The sequence below is a fragment of the Microcosmobacter mediterraneus genome (genome assembly GCF_031846265.1).
Classification (GTDB): domain Bacteria; phylum Bacteroidota; class Bacteroidia; order Flavobacteriales; family Flavobacteriaceae; genus Microcosmobacter; species Microcosmobacter mediterraneus.
Window position 1 is genome coordinate 471,305 of the sequence record NZ_JAVRIA010000002.1, and the last position, 13,179, is coordinate 484,483.

At 32.7% G+C, this 13,179-nt stretch carries 13 protein-coding genes; 5 read left to right on the forward strand and 8 right to left on the reverse strand.

Going from position 1 to position 13,179, the window contains the following annotated elements:
• Positions 1 to 44 precede the first annotated feature (44 nt).
• Positions 45 to 554 (reverse strand): acyl-CoA thioesterase, encoded by a 510-nt coding sequence (locus RM697_RS05575; RefSeq protein ID WP_311426873.1) that lies wholly within the window; start codon positions 552 to 554, stop codon positions 45 to 47.
• Positions 555 to 603: 49 nt separating this feature from the next.
• Positions 604 to 1,545 (reverse strand): HU domain-containing protein, encoded by a 942-nt coding sequence (locus tag RM697_RS05580; protein WP_311426874.1) that lies wholly within the window; start codon positions 1,543 to 1,545, stop codon positions 604 to 606.
• 104 nt (positions 1,546 to 1,649) lie between these two features.
• Here RM697_RS05580 and dprA point away from each other — a divergent pair, with 104 nt between their 5' ends.
• Entirely contained in the window at positions 1,650 to 2,753 is a 1,104-nt protein-coding gene (dprA, locus tag RM697_RS05585) for a DNA-processing protein DprA (protein ID WP_311426875.1), read from the forward strand.
• Here dprA and trpS read toward each other — a convergent pair.
• Positions 2,750 to 3,721, reverse strand: coding sequence for a tryptophan--tRNA ligase (gene trpS, locus RM697_RS05590; RefSeq protein WP_311426876.1), 972 nt, complete (start codon positions 3,719 to 3,721; stop codon positions 2,750 to 2,752). The two genes, dprA and trpS, sit on opposite strands and share 4 nt — an antisense overlap.
• Positions 3,722 to 3,826: 105 nt before the next feature.
• Here trpS and RM697_RS05595 point away from each other — a divergent pair, with 105 nt between their 5' ends.
• The gene (locus RM697_RS05595) at positions 3,827 to 4,567 is read left to right on the forward strand and encodes a lysophospholipid acyltransferase family protein (RefSeq protein WP_311426877.1); all 741 of its coding nucleotides are present in this window, start codon (positions 3,827 to 3,829) and stop codon (positions 4,565 to 4,567) included.
• A gap of 82 nt (positions 4,568 to 4,649) precedes the next feature.
• On the opposite strand, the gene RM697_RS05600 is transcribed toward RM697_RS05595, so the two are convergent.
• The 4 genes from RM697_RS05600 to recA all read right to left on the reverse strand — a co-directional run bounded on the left by RM697_RS05600 (position 4,650) and on the right by recA (position 8,284).
• Entirely contained in the window at positions 4,650 to 6,191 is a 1,542-nt protein-coding gene (locus RM697_RS05600; RefSeq protein ID WP_311426878.1) for a hypothetical protein, read from the reverse strand.
• Complete coding sequence (locus RM697_RS05605; protein WP_311426879.1) at positions 6,191 to 6,733, reverse strand: RNA polymerase sigma factor; 543 nt, start codon at positions 6,731 to 6,733, stop codon at positions 6,191 to 6,193. The genes RM697_RS05600 and RM697_RS05605 overlap by 1 nt, the downstream gene beginning before the upstream one ends.
• A gap of 23 nt (positions 6,734 to 6,756) precedes the next feature.
• Positions 6,757 to 7,170 (reverse strand): hypothetical protein, encoded by a 414-nt coding sequence (locus RM697_RS05610; RefSeq protein ID WP_311426880.1) that lies wholly within the window; start codon positions 7,168 to 7,170, stop codon positions 6,757 to 6,759.
• 121 nt (positions 7,171 to 7,291) lie between these two features.
• Positions 7,292 to 8,284 carry a recombinase RecA gene (gene recA / locus RM697_RS05615; protein WP_311426881.1) on the reverse strand — a complete coding sequence of 331 codons (993 nt, stop codon included), beginning with the start codon at positions 8,282 to 8,284 and terminating at the stop codon, positions 7,292 to 7,294.
• A 486-nt stretch (positions 8,285 to 8,770) separates the two neighbouring features.
• On the opposite strand from recA, the gene trhO reads away from it, so the two are divergent.
• On the forward strand, positions 8,771 to 9,844 hold the full coding sequence (gene trhO / locus RM697_RS05620) for an oxygen-dependent tRNA uridine(34) hydroxylase TrhO (RefSeq protein WP_311426882.1): 1,074 nt from the start codon (positions 8,771 to 8,773) through the stop codon (positions 9,842 to 9,844).
• A gap of 27 nt (positions 9,845 to 9,871) precedes the next feature.
• On the opposite strand, the gene RM697_RS05625 is transcribed toward trhO, so the two are convergent.
• A complete protein-coding gene (locus RM697_RS05625; RefSeq protein WP_311426883.1) occupies positions 9,872 to 11,263 on the reverse strand; it encodes a peptidoglycan DD-metalloendopeptidase family protein in 1,392 nt (463 codons plus the stop codon).
• A 254-nt stretch (positions 11,264 to 11,517) separates the two neighbouring features.
• Between RM697_RS05625 and RM697_RS05630 the strand changes: the two genes are divergently transcribed.
• On the forward strand, positions 11,518 to 12,696 hold the full coding sequence (locus RM697_RS05630) for a PSP1 domain-containing protein (RefSeq protein ID WP_311426884.1): 1,179 nt from the start codon (positions 11,518 to 11,520) through the stop codon (positions 12,694 to 12,696).
• Entirely contained in the window at positions 12,680 to 13,171 is a 492-nt protein-coding gene (locus tag RM697_RS05635) for a gliding motility lipoprotein GldH (RefSeq protein ID WP_311426885.1), read from the forward strand. Before RM697_RS05630 ends, RM697_RS05635 begins: the two co-directional genes overlap by 17 nt.
• The last annotated feature ends 8 nt before the right edge of the window (positions 13,172 to 13,179 follow it).

Below are 13,179 nucleotides of genomic sequence, written 5' to 3' on the forward strand. Positions count from 1 at the left end.
CTATAAGACCTTCAATAGCGCAAAAGGTTTAATTAAATAATGATCTACTCAAAAAGAGCTTTGAGCTCAGAAGCTTCTGAAGGTTTCATCTTACCAGCTAAAACCAAACTTAGTTGTTTGCGACGTAACGCAGCTTCATAACGTTCTTTTTCTAAATCAGATTCTGGAGTAATTGGAGGGATTTTTACAGGCCGACCAGTTTCATCTACTGCAACAAAAGTATAAATAGCTTCATTAGCTTTAATACATTCTCCAGATTCACGATCTTCTATCCAAACATCTAAGTACACTTCCATAGATGAGGTAAACGCTCTTGAGACTTTTGCCTCAATGGTTACTACACTTCCTAATGGAATTGAACGATTAAATGCTACGTGGTTTACAGAGGCTGTGACCACAATGCGTCGAGAGTGACGTCTAGCAGCAATACTAGCAGCTCTATCCATACGAGCCAATAGTTCGCCTCCAAAAAGATTGTTTAGAGGGTTAGTTTCGCTTGGTAAAACCAAGTCTGTCATTATAGATTTTGATGCTTTAGGTGTTTTAGCTTCCATAGAATAATTATGAAATGCAAAGGTAAGATGAATTTAAAGAAATTATAATTTACTTGTTTAAGTTTTTAACAAGTAACCAAGCATCTGAGTTGTGAGTTCTTCTGATATTACGAAGAGCTTGTTGCGCTTCTAAACGCGTCTCAAAACTAGCATATACGACCTGATGAAGTCCGTAACGATTTGCGCCTATTTTACGAGCTTTATAACCTAACTCTTGAAGCTGATTCACCTTTTTGTTAGAATTAGCTTCAATTCTAAAAGCACCAGCAACTATATGGTAATTACCACTTTGCTTATTCACTTTAAACGTAGCTGCAGGTAAGGGATTATCTATAATAAAAGTCGCTTCCTGTACTTTAGCATCAAGCTGATCGTTTGCATCTTCCTGAGCAATTTGGTTGTGCACTTCAATAGTACTATTGTAATACGAAGTAAAACCCAAACCACCTAAGGTCAAAGCAATTAAACCTACTGCTGCATATTTAAGATAAGGCCTAGCTTTTCGTTTCTCATGAGTTATAGTAATCGGAATAGCCTCTTCAACGGTCTCAGCAATAACTTTATAGTCTTCTCTTGCAACAGACGCTTTTTCAAACTGCGATAATCCAAAAGAATTTGTTAGGTAGTTGACATTGTAAAACGGTTCAAAAACAGTTTTACCTTCACTATTTAAAATAAGCTCACCAATATTATTGTAGGATACAGTTTCACCTTGTATTAAATAAGCCTTAACCGATTTTACATGCTTTTCAATATTACGTTTAGCACGCTCAAAAGGAATCTTTTCTACGTCGGCAATGTAATTGGCTAATAAACCATCATTATGTTGCAATTGCTCATTAAACGACACTATTTTTTTAGGAGGAAAAAAGGTGTGATTTTCAGCATTTATTTTGGCTGATACACGTTGTGTTAAAAACGCACCAAAATTAGGAATAGTCACACAATCGTATCTGTATAGTAAGTCACTGATGTAAGTATCTAATTGCATAAAAACAAAGATAAAAATATTTGAATTCGATTAAAATAGAACAGCGTTTAGTTATTAACAGCACAATTTTTCCGAAATTGTAAACTGATTTTCAAAGTTTTAAAATGACAGAAACCGAATTGTTGTACACTTTAGCTTTACAACATGTGCCAAAAATAGGTGCATTAACCGCTAAAAGGCTTATTGCTCATTGTGGTTCTGCTGAAGCTGTGCTTAAAGAAGATACAACTCGTTTATTAAAAATTGATGGTATTGGAACTCTTACAATTAAAGGTTTGTTTGATATATCACATTTAAAAGAAGCTGAGGAAGAACTAAAGTTTATAAAAAACAATGCTATTAGCTGTTTATATTTTGAAGATCCAAATTATCCAGAACGTTTAAAGCATTGTATAGATAGTCCTATTTTATTATTTCAATCTGGCAATATAAATTTAGAAAACAAAAGAATTATTAGTGTTGTTGGAGCACGTAAGATTACAACCAAAGGGATTGCCTTCTGTGAACAACTAATTGAACAACTAGCACCTTTTAATCCTGTAATAGTGTCTGGGTTTGCTTACGGAACAGATATTACTGCGCAGAAAGCAGCTCTTAAACACAACTTGCAAACCATAGGTTGTTTAGCTCATGGACTCAATCAAATTTATCCTAAAGTGCATAAAAAATATGTTGCAGATGTTGAACGTCATGGCGGATTTTTCACTGATTTTTGGAGTTCAGATCCTTTTGATCGCAATAACTTTTTAAAACGAAATAGAATCATTGCTGGTTTAAGTGAAGCGACAGTAGTTATTGAGTCTGCAGAAAAAGGTGGTAGTTTAGTTACTGCAGATATTGCCAATTCTTATGATAGAGAAGTGTTTGCTGTTCCAGGTAGAATTACTGATAGCCAAAGTGTTGGTTGTAATAATCTAATTAAGTTTCAAAAAGCACATTTATTATCGAGTTCTTTGGACATTCCATATTTGTTAAATTGGCAATTAGAGGAACACGTAAAACCAGTGGTTCAAAAACAACTTTTTATAGACTTAAATGACGAGGAAAAACAGGTGTACAAAGTTTTAGAAACTAATGGTAAAGAACTACTAGATGTTATTGCTTTAGATTGCCAACTCCCAACCTTTAAAGTGGCTAGTATTTTATTAAATTTAGAACTTAAAGGTCTCGTTAGACCTTTACCTGGAAAGTTATTTGAGCTTATTTAATACCCAATTTTAGTTCTAACTCTTTTTAGAACATTGTTAGCTATAATACTACCTTTTTCTGCTCCAATAGCAAGAGCTTTATCCAACTCGCTGAGGTTATCCATATAGTAATTGTAGCGCTCACGTTGATCTGAATATTTTTCAAGAATTAATTCATAAAGCGCTTGTTTAGCATGGCCATAGCCATAACCACCAGTTTCGTAATTACGTTTCATATCTACAATTTGAGCTTCAGATGCCATTAAATTATAAAGTGCAAAACAATTACAAGTTTTCCAATCTTTAGGATCTTCTAAGGCTGTGCTATCTGTTTTTATACTCATAATTTGCTTACGTAATTTTTTTTCTGGCAAGAATATATCTATAGTGTTACCCTTACTTTTACTCATTTTATCACCATCAGTTCCAGGCACCAATTTAGTGTGCTCTTGAATTTGAGCTTCAGGTAGCACAAATACCTCACTTCCAATTTTAGCATGAAAGCGTGAAGCAACATCGCGTGTCATTTCAATATGTTGTAACTGATCTTTTCCAACAGGTATGATATTGGCATCATATAATAATATATCTGCAGCCATAAGCATAGGATAGGTAAATAGTCCAGCATTTACATCTTCTAATCTATCAGCTTTATCTTTAAAACTATGAGCCAATGTTAAACGTTGGTAAGGAAAGAAACAACTTAAATACCAGGAAAGTTCAGTAACTTGAGGTATATCACTCTGTCTATAAAACACGGTTTTATCAACATCTAATCCAAAAGCTAACCAAGCAGCAGCAGTAGAATACGTATTTTGCTTGAGCGTTTCTGCAGCTTTAATCTGTGTTAAGGAATGTAAATCTGCAATAAATAAAAACGAATCGTTTTCTGGATTTTTAGACGCTTCAATCGCTGGTATAATTGCACCTAAAAGATTTCCTAAATGTGGTGTTCCTGTACTTTGTATGCCTGTGAGTATTCTTGCCATGGTAACTTCCCACAAAAGTGAGAATCTCTTTTAAGTTAAACTTAATTTAAAATCGAAAACAAAGATAATTTTTTTAGTAGAACTATTTACTTAGTTTTGGTGGTCTTGAAACCATTACTATACATATTCTGGCTTTTTTATCGCATTTGGTTTTATGTCCTTGTTGCTATCCCTATTATTATTCTATTTCCGATTCTTTTAATTTTAATTTTAAAAGAAACTTGGTATCCTCAGTTTTTTAAAGTTGCCAGAATATGGGCTCGTTTTATTTTAATAGGCATGGGTTTTGTTTGGAAGATTGAACGAGAGCAAAATCCAGAACCTAAAAAGAGTTACATGTTTGTTGCTAATCATACCTCAATGACAGACATTATGTTGATGCTAGTAACTTTAAAAAACCCTTTTGTTTTTGTTGGTAAAAAGGAACTTTCTAAAATTCCATTATTCGGTTTCTTTTATAAACGGACGAGCATTCTAGTAGATCGTAGCAGTGCTAAAAGCAGGCAAGCTGTATTTTTAAGAGCGCAACGACGATTAAAACAAGGCTTAAGTATCTGTATTTTTCCAGAAGGTGGAGTGCCAGATGAAACGGTAATATTAGATGAATTTAAGGATGGAGCTTTTAGGATGGCTATTAATCATAAAATCCCAATAGTACCTATAACATTTGCAGATAATAAAAAACGTTTCTCGTACACTTTTTTTAGTGGTGGACCAGGAAGAATGCGAGTGAAAATCCATAAATTTTTACCAACAGATGATTTAATTATAGAGGATACAAAAGGTTTAAATTCAGAAACAAGAACTCTTATTAAAAATCAACTACTTACCTATCAAAAAAATTAAAAGCTACTCTGGCACAGAGTAGCTTTTAAAAACATAATCATTGCTTGAGTTTGCAATAACTAATCTAACCAACTAAAAAAACCTAAAACTTAAAACTTAAGCCTGTGTATACGCCAATAAAATAAGGCTGAAAATTACCTGTGGTATTATTAAACGTATTGATCTGATACTTGAACATAGGTTCGAGATTAATATTAAACTTATCTGAAAGCCCATAGTTTAAACCAATACCAAAATTGGCACTATAGCTCATATCATTTATATTGTTTGCTTCTCCAATTAATGTGCGATCACCACTATTAGATAATACATAGATTTCATTATTACTTAAAAACATAGTACTAAACCCACCTATTAAGTTAATGCCTAGACGCTTATCTAAAACAGTATACTCTAACTCAACAGGGATTTCGATAAACCCAAATTGTTGATCTAATGATGCTAAAGAATTTTCTTTAATAATCTCTGGAGTATTATTTAAACTAAGGGATGATGCACTTATAAATGAAACATTTGCAGATTCGCTTCTATAATTTATATTTTGAATACGCGTATTGTCACTTTGAGGTGTGTTTAAACTTAAACCTAAAACAGTTTCTGGGTTATTATAAAAAATAACATCATTTGTACTGTAACCGAGATCAACCTTGTTTAATCCAGCACGCACTTTAAGCTTGTCATTTATGGCATATGAACCTGTAATACCATAACTCATGTTAACATCACCAGATTTTATATTATCATTAAATTGATTGTGAATTGACGAACCATTACCTAAGGTATTGAAATAAACAGGTGCAACATTTGGCGAAACGCTCCACCTGTTTTTTAACTCTTCTTCTTTTTCATTTTGTTGTTCATCATTAGCCTTAGCTATAGCATTTTCTAAAGCGTTCTCTTTGAGATTTTTGTCCTCATTGAGTGCAATAGAGGTAATAGCGTTTACAGAGTCGGTTTTTTGAATATTGTCATTATTTTCAGAACCAGTTGAAACGACTTTAGAACCTTTTGTGTCAGTTTTTAAAAGCTCGTTTAGTTTGTTTTTAATTATATTAGAATTGCTTTGCTGAGTTTGGTCATTAAGTTTATTAGAATCTTCTTTAGCTGAAGCAATAGCTTCTTTTACAGTAGTTTTGGTAATAGAAGTATTCTTATTCTCTTTAGAATAGATTGGTGTATTTTTAGTATTAATAGTTGAGGCATAAGATGATTTCGTTTCATCAGATGCTTTATTTAAGTTGCTTGTAGGGTCGTTAGACTTGTTTTCAACTCCAAACTCTTCTGGGTTATAAACAGGTGCAATGTCATTATTGTTATCATTATTTTTTTCGGACCCATTAGAAACTACAGTGTTATTTGTGTTTTCGGTATTGTCAACAACAGTTTTAATAGAATCTGATTTAGAATCAGTATTTGAATTAAATACTCCAGAAATTGTAAGTATCAATAATAATGTAGCAGCTACTCCTCCAAGCTGCCACCAGATAGGAATAACTCTTCGCTTTTTATTCTTTTTATTATGAAGTGTATTATGAATGTTTTCCCATACAGCATCACTAGGAGTAGCTTCAAAATCTTTGAGCTTCTCCTGAAATAATCTGTCTATATTTTTTTTATCACTCATTATAAGTATTGCGAACTTAATGTCGCTTTAAACTGTTCTATTTTATCTTTTAATATCAATCTTGCTCTAGCAAGATTAGATTTTGAGGTTCCTGATGAAATTTCTAACATTTCAGCAATCTCTTTGTGAGAATAGCCATCTAATGCATAGAGATTAAAAACTAACCTGTAACGATCTGGTAGTTCTTGTATAATCTTTAATAGAAAATCTATAGATACATCGTCATCATCAATATCAACAGTTACATCTTCTATCTGATCTTCATTAACAATATCAAAAACACCAGCTGTTCTATAACGTTGTAAAGCTGTATTTACAGCAATACGTTTCATCCAGCCTTCTAAAGAACCTTTGCCTTTGTATTGATTTATTTTATTAAAAATCGTTACAAAAGTATCTTGCAGATTATCTTCTGCTTCCACATAATTTTTTGAATACTTAAGACAAAGCGAAAACAATTTGTTAGCAAACAATTTGTATATCTGACTTTGAGCTCGAGCATCATTTTTCTTACAATTTGTTATGAGTTGTTCTAAACTCAAATTATGATGGTTTAATTAATTTTTTACTCTACAACAGGTACATTTATAGTTAAATAAACATCTTCACCACTTTCGTCTACACCTTGCCAAAAATTAAAAACATAGGTTTGATTTGATAATACTATAAAGTCAAAACTTTCTTCTTCTAAATCATTTAGAGTATTACAGGGACCATCTAAAAACACATTATTTATTACAGCAACCGTTGTTTCGTTAATAGAAGTAGAGATGAAAAAATCACTAAATTCATAACAATCATCTGGTCTAAAATAACGCGCTGTAATAGTGTAGGTTTCACCAACCATAAATTCATCAGGTACATCAACACTCTGAATTGGCATAAATTCAGTTACAAAATTAGGTGGATTACTATCACCATTAATATCACACGATATAATACTGAAACATAGTAATGCTAAAAACAATAGTTTTTTCATTGGGTAAAAATTATAATTTATTAATAGATGCAAAAAGTATAAAAAGGTTGCGTTAAAAAAATAAAAAAATCCTGAAAAATTTTTCAGGATTTTTTTATTATTTGATAATCAGCTATTTAAACTAAATAGAAGCTCTTACTTTTTCTTCTAATTCGTCCATTAAATCTGGATTTTCTTTGATAAGCGCTTTTACAGCATCTCGGCCTTGTCCTAGTTTAGTATCTGCATAGCTAAACCATGAGCCACTCTTTTTTATAATTTCTTGTTCAACAGCAATATCTAAAATTTCACCTACTTTTGAAATACCTTCGCCATACATAATATCAAATTCTGCTGTTCTAAAAGGAGGTGCTACTTTGTTTTTAACAACTTTAACTCTAGTTTTATTTCCCATAACAGTACTTTCACTGTTTTTTATTTGGGTAGAACGTCTAATATCTAATCGTACTGAAGCATAAAATTTAAGTGCGTTTCCACCAGTTGTTGTTTCGGGATTTCCAAACATAACTCCAATTTTTTCACGCAATTGGTTAATGAAAATCATCGTACAATTAGTTTTACTAATGGATGCTGTTAGTTTTCTTAAGGCTTGAGACATTAAACGTGCATGTAATCCCATCTTAGAGTCTCCCATCTCGCCTTCAATTTCACTCTTTGGCGTTAAGGCAGCAACAGAATCTATGACTACGATATCAATAGCGCCAGAGCGTACTAAATTATCAGCAATTTCTAAAGCCTGTTCACCATGATCAGGTTGAGAGATGATGAGATTGTCAATATCTACACCTAACTTTTCAGCATAAAAGCGGTCAAAAGCATGTTCTGCATCAATAAATGCTGCAATACCTCCAGCTTTTTGGGCTTCAGCAATAGCATGCAGTGTTAATGTAGTTTTACCAGAGGATTCAGGCCCATAAATTTCAATAACTCGGCCTCTTGGATAACCACCAACTCCTAATGCAATATCTAGACCTAAGGAGCCAGAAGAAATTGCATCAACATCTTCAATAGCAGCATCACTCATTTTCATGACTGTGCCTTTTCCGTAAGCTTTGTCTAATTTATCTAAAGTAAGCTTTAAAGCTTTTAATTTAGCATCTTTTTCACTACTCATATATCAATCTTTTATGTTCAACTGTCTGCTAAAATACTACAACTTTTATGGTTCTACAATTTTGCGACGCAACCTTTTTGCACTTTCTGCATCTACTAAATAAGAGTTGGGAATTCTTGCTATGAAAAAGAACTATTATTACACCCATTTTGTGAAAATATTGCTATTGAATCCCATCTGTAACATTAATATACTACTGAAATAGTTAGATGAGGTTTTTAAGAATATTCATTTTTACAAAAGCATTAGGTGTTACGGTTGCTGTTTTAATAATCAGTAGCTGTAAAGCCGATGGTGGTTAGCTCGTTTTTTGTATTTAAATATTATCTAAATAAATATAAATAACGAGTTAGTCTAAAAAAGCACTTTAGTATATAAAGTGCTTTTTTTATGAGCGTTACTTAAAAAAATAAATCAAAATATTACCTTTGTCTGTTCACAGAATAGCTGTGATAGTATTCGATAACCTTAAATTATTAGTATAGCATGCAACTGTACAATACATTAAGCGCTGAAGAACGAGCAGAATTAATTAAAAAGGCTGGCAAAGACCGTCTTACATTGTCGTTTTATCAATATGCGCATATTCAAAATCCACAAGAATTTAGAGACACTTTATTTTTAAACTGGAACGCATTAGATGTTCTCGGAAGAATCTATGTAGCAAATGAAGGTATTAATGGTCAGCTATCCTTACCTGCTGAACATTTTGAAGCCTTTAAAACCTACCTTGACACCATTAATTTTCTTAAAGGCATTAGATTAAATATTGCTATAGAACAAGACAATATGTCTTTCTTAAAACTGAAGATTAAAGTTAGAGATAAAATTGTTGCCGATGGTCTTAATGATAATACTTTTGATGTTACTAACAGAGGCATCCATGTTAATGCGGACAAATTCAATTCATTAATTGAAGACGACAATACCATTCTTGTAGATATGCGAAATCATTATGAGAGTGAAATAGGGCATTTTAAAAACGCTATTACTCCAGATGTAGATACCTTTAGGGAATCTTTACCTGTAATAGAAGACGATTTAAAAGAACATAAAGAGGATAAGAACCTCGTAATGTACTGTACTGGCGGAATTCGTTGTGAAAAAGCTAGTGCCTATTTTAAACATAAAGGGTTTAAAAATGTTTACCAACTAGAAGGAGGTATTATTGAATATACGCGTCAGGTCAATGAAAAAGGCTTAGACAATAAATTTATTGGTAAAAACTTTGTATTTGATGATAGACGATCAGAACGTATAAGTGATGATGTTATAGCACAATGTCACCAATGTGGTGCGCCATTTGATACGCATACCAATTGTGCTAATGATGCTTGCCATTTATTATTTATTCAATGTAAAGATTGTAAAGAAGAAATGAATAACTGTTGCTCAACCCTTTGCAAAGAAATACATGCTTTACCATTCGAAGAACAAAAAGCGTTACGCAAAGGTCAAGGTAATAGTAATGACATCTTTAAAAAAGGACGAGCAGATCATTTACCATATAAAAAAGATCTAAGGAATATTTTTGAAGAATCAAAAACCCCAAACATATAATTATTTAGGGTTTTTAATTTTCTAGTTTTATTCTTTGATCATCTTAACTGTTCTTGTTAATGCGTTTTCCGTATTTCTTAGCGTTACAAAATATACACCCTTAGAGAGATTAGATGTGTTAATTTGATTTATGGTTTGGTTAGAACCTAAACGAGTTAAAACGGTCTTACCTAATACATCAGTAACTTGTATTGAATTAATAGTAATATTTGAGTTTATTCGTAAAACATCATTAAACGGATTTGGGAAAAGTTGAACAGATTCTAAGGTTTGTTCTTCGATGCTCAATGTACCTAAATTAAATCTATGAGTTATGGTTTCTCCACCGTAAGTAGCTTCCCATTTCCATTCACCCTCAATATTAAGAGTATTAAATGTCCAATACCAATATGAAGCACTAAACGTATCAGTAAGGGCAAAATCCCAATCATAAAGCACTGTATTGTTCGGTCTAACTACTTTTAGATTAATACTTGTTCCAGCTTGTTGATCGCCAAGGTAAATAGCAAAAACAATAGGATCATTAATTCCAAATTGATTGCTTTCATTGGTCGTTTCTTGGTTTGGGCAAGTATTAAAAACTGGAGGATTACTATGTGTTAGAACAGCATTAATTCTAGGTTCCCAATAAGGTTTTTGACTTTGCCATTTGGTATTCGCATTTAGCGGATTGCATGGACCTGAATAAGGATCAATGAGATTGGTATAAGTATTATCACTCCAAGTCTCCATATGTAAATGAGGACCAGTAGAGTAACCAGAACTTCCGACAACGCCAATAACTTCACCATCAGAAACCATTTCTCCAACGGCTTTGGTAGTTACAGACCCATTTTTCATGTGGCCATACCAAGTCACAGTTCCATCTGCATGCTGAATGTAAACAGCATTCCATGTCAATGTACCAGCAATTGCACAGTTACGATCAAATTCGCCATCATGCTTAAAAATTATTTGCCCTGGAGCAGCAGCTTTGATTACCGCCTCATCATTATCCATTTGTCGCCATCCAAAAGGCCAAGTAAATATATCAACGCCAGAATGATTGTAACCAGAAGAGAGATCATAACTACGAGTTCCACAATTATAATCTTGAATTTGGTCAGGAAAGTTAGCATTATGGTCAACATAATTAGAGATTCCCCAAACTTTATTATAGGTAAAACCATCTGTTTTTTCTACAGGCCAATTAAATAAAACGTTACCTCCACGATTTTCTAGACCAAAAGCTAGCCTATTAGTCGCCTCTAAGTCTGCCACACTGGCTTGAATGTCTGAAATTATTAATGATCGAGCTTCCTCAGTTAAACAAGGCGATTTTGTTTCATTAAAAATAAACGCTCCACCTTGAGACGTAAGATCCTGTGCAATACCAGAATATGTAAAAATTGCAAATAAGAATAAAGTAACTTTTTTCATGATTGTTGGTTTTTTATTATCATCGATAAAAACAAAAAAAGTGAGCATCTTAAGTCTAAGATTCTTCATCTTTATGATTTATCTCTTATAAAAGTACAAAAAGAAACTAATTAAGGTGCTCTAATTCAGTGACTTTACTTATATTTTTTGAAATGCAATAGTCGATAAATAATTTTATCTTTAATGCTTAATTAAAATGAACCTAATTTTAGACATGTTATTTTACATTTCTAAACTAAGATATAGAAAAGACTATGAGTTGTACAAGTTGCGCAACAACTGAAGATGGACAACCTAAAGGATGTAGAAATAATGGCACTTGCGGATCTGATAGCTGTAATAAACTTACGGTTTTCGATTGGCTCTCTAATATGTCATTACCTTCAGGAGAGAAGAAGTTTTTAGGGATTGAAGTCCGTTTTAAAAACGGCAGAAAACAGTATTATAAGAATACTGAAAATCTAACACTCAGCATTGGAGATATTGTTGCTACACAAGCAAAATCTGGCCATGATATTGGCATGGTAACACTTACTGGAGAATTAGTAAGAATACAAATGCGACGAAAAAAAGTAGAAATAGAAGATTCTGAAAAAGTACTTAAAATCTACAGAAAAGCCTCTCAGAGAGATACTGATATTTGGTCTAAATCTAGAGATAGAGAAGAGCCAATGAAGGTTAAAGCTAGGCAGTTTGCCATAGATCTTAATCTAAAAATGAAAATTTCTGATATCGAATTTCAGGGCGATGGTAGTAAAGCCACATTTTACTACACAGCAGAGGAGCGTGTAGATTTTAGAGAATTAATTAAAGTGTTTGCAAAAGAATTCAAGATTAGAATTGAGATGAAGCAAGTTGGCTTTAGACAAGAAGCTGCGCGTTTAGGAGGAATTGGATCTTGCGGAAGAGAGTTGTGTTGTTCTACCTGGTTAACAGATTTTAGATCTGTAAGCACATCTGCTGCGAGATACCAACAACTATCATTAAATCCTTTGAAGTTAGCAGGTCAGTGCGGAAAGTTAAAGTGCTGTCTAAATTATGAACTAGATGCTTACTTAGATGCTCTAAAAGAATTTCCGAAAACAGATATTAAACTAAAAACTGAAAAAGGAATTGCTGTATGTCAGAAAACAGATATTTTCAAAGGTATGATGTGGTATGCTTATGAAGGTGAATGGATGAATTGGCATATGATTACCACTAAGCAAGCCAATGAGATTATTAGTGTAAATAAATCTGGCAAGTCTGTTGCAAGCTTAGAAGAATATACATCAGAATTAACTCTTGAAGAGACTAAAGTAGCATTTGAAAACGTTGTGGGACAAGATAGTTTAACACGCTTTGATAGTCCAAAACGCAAATCTAAACGTAGAAATAATAGAGGAAAACAAAAACGACACAGAAACCCAAGAAACAATGCTAAAAAAAATTAGTGTATTACTACTTATAATAGTAGTGTGTTCTTGCGATTCTAATAGAATTTTTGACGAGTATTATTCTGTTGATGATGCTTGGCATAAAGACTCTATTGTTTCATTTAATTTTTCCCCAAAAGACACTATTTCAGGTAGAAATTTATTTGTAACCCTTAGAAATAATAGCGATTACAGGTTTAGCAATATATTTTTAATAGTTGAACTTAATTATCCAAATGGTAAAACAACAACAGACACTTTACAATATAAGATGGCAGAACCTAATGGTAAATTTTTGGGGACTGGATTTAGCGATGTAAAAGAAAATAAATTGTGGTTTAAAGGCCATAAGACACCTTTTGTTTTTAATGAATCTGGCTCATACACAGTTAGCCTTAAACATGCTATGAGAGAAAATGCTGAAGTAAATGGTGTAACAGAATTAAAAGGAATTACAGATGTTGGATTTAGAATAGAAACCTTAGATAAATAGTATAGATC

Bases quoted from the DNA above. Each gene is read 5' to 3' on its own strand.
- RM697_RS05600 (WP_311426878.1), bottom strand. From the start codon at position 6,191: ATGAGTGATAAAAAAAATATAGACAGATTATTTCAGGAGAAGCTCAAA.
- RM697_RS05635 (WP_311426885.1), top strand. From the start codon at position 12,680: ATGCTAAAAAAAATTAGTGTATTACTACTTATAATAGTAGTGTGTTCT.
- RM697_RS05630 (WP_311426884.1), top strand. From the start codon at position 11,518: ATGAGTTGTACAAGTTGCGCAACAACTGAAGATGGACAACCTAAAGGA.
- dprA (WP_311426875.1), top strand. From the start codon at position 1,650: ATGACAGAAACCGAATTGTTGTACACTTTAGCTTTACAACATGTGCCA.
- trhO (WP_311426882.1), top strand. From the start codon at position 8,771: ATGCAACTGTACAATACATTAAGCGCTGAAGAACGAGCAGAATTAATT.
- recA (WP_311426881.1), bottom strand. From the start codon at position 8,284: ATGAGTAGTGAAAAAGATGCTAAATTAAAAGCTTTAAAGCTTACTTTA.
- RM697_RS05610 (WP_311426880.1), bottom strand. From the start codon at position 7,170: ATGAAAAAACTATTGTTTTTAGCATTACTATGTTTCAGTATTATATCG.
- RM697_RS05580 (WP_311426874.1), bottom strand. From the start codon at position 1,545: ATGCAATTAGATACTTACATCAGTGACTTACTATACAGATACGATTGT.
- trpS (WP_311426876.1), bottom strand. From the start codon at position 3,721: ATGGCAAGAATACTCACAGGCATACAAAGTACAGGAACACCACATTTA.
- RM697_RS05575 (WP_311426873.1), bottom strand. From the start codon at position 554: ATGGAAGCTAAAACACCTAAAGCATCAAAATCTATAATGACAGACTTG.
- RM697_RS05625 (WP_311426883.1), bottom strand. From the start codon at position 11,263: ATGAAAAAAGTTACTTTATTCTTATTTGCAATTTTTACATATTCTGGT.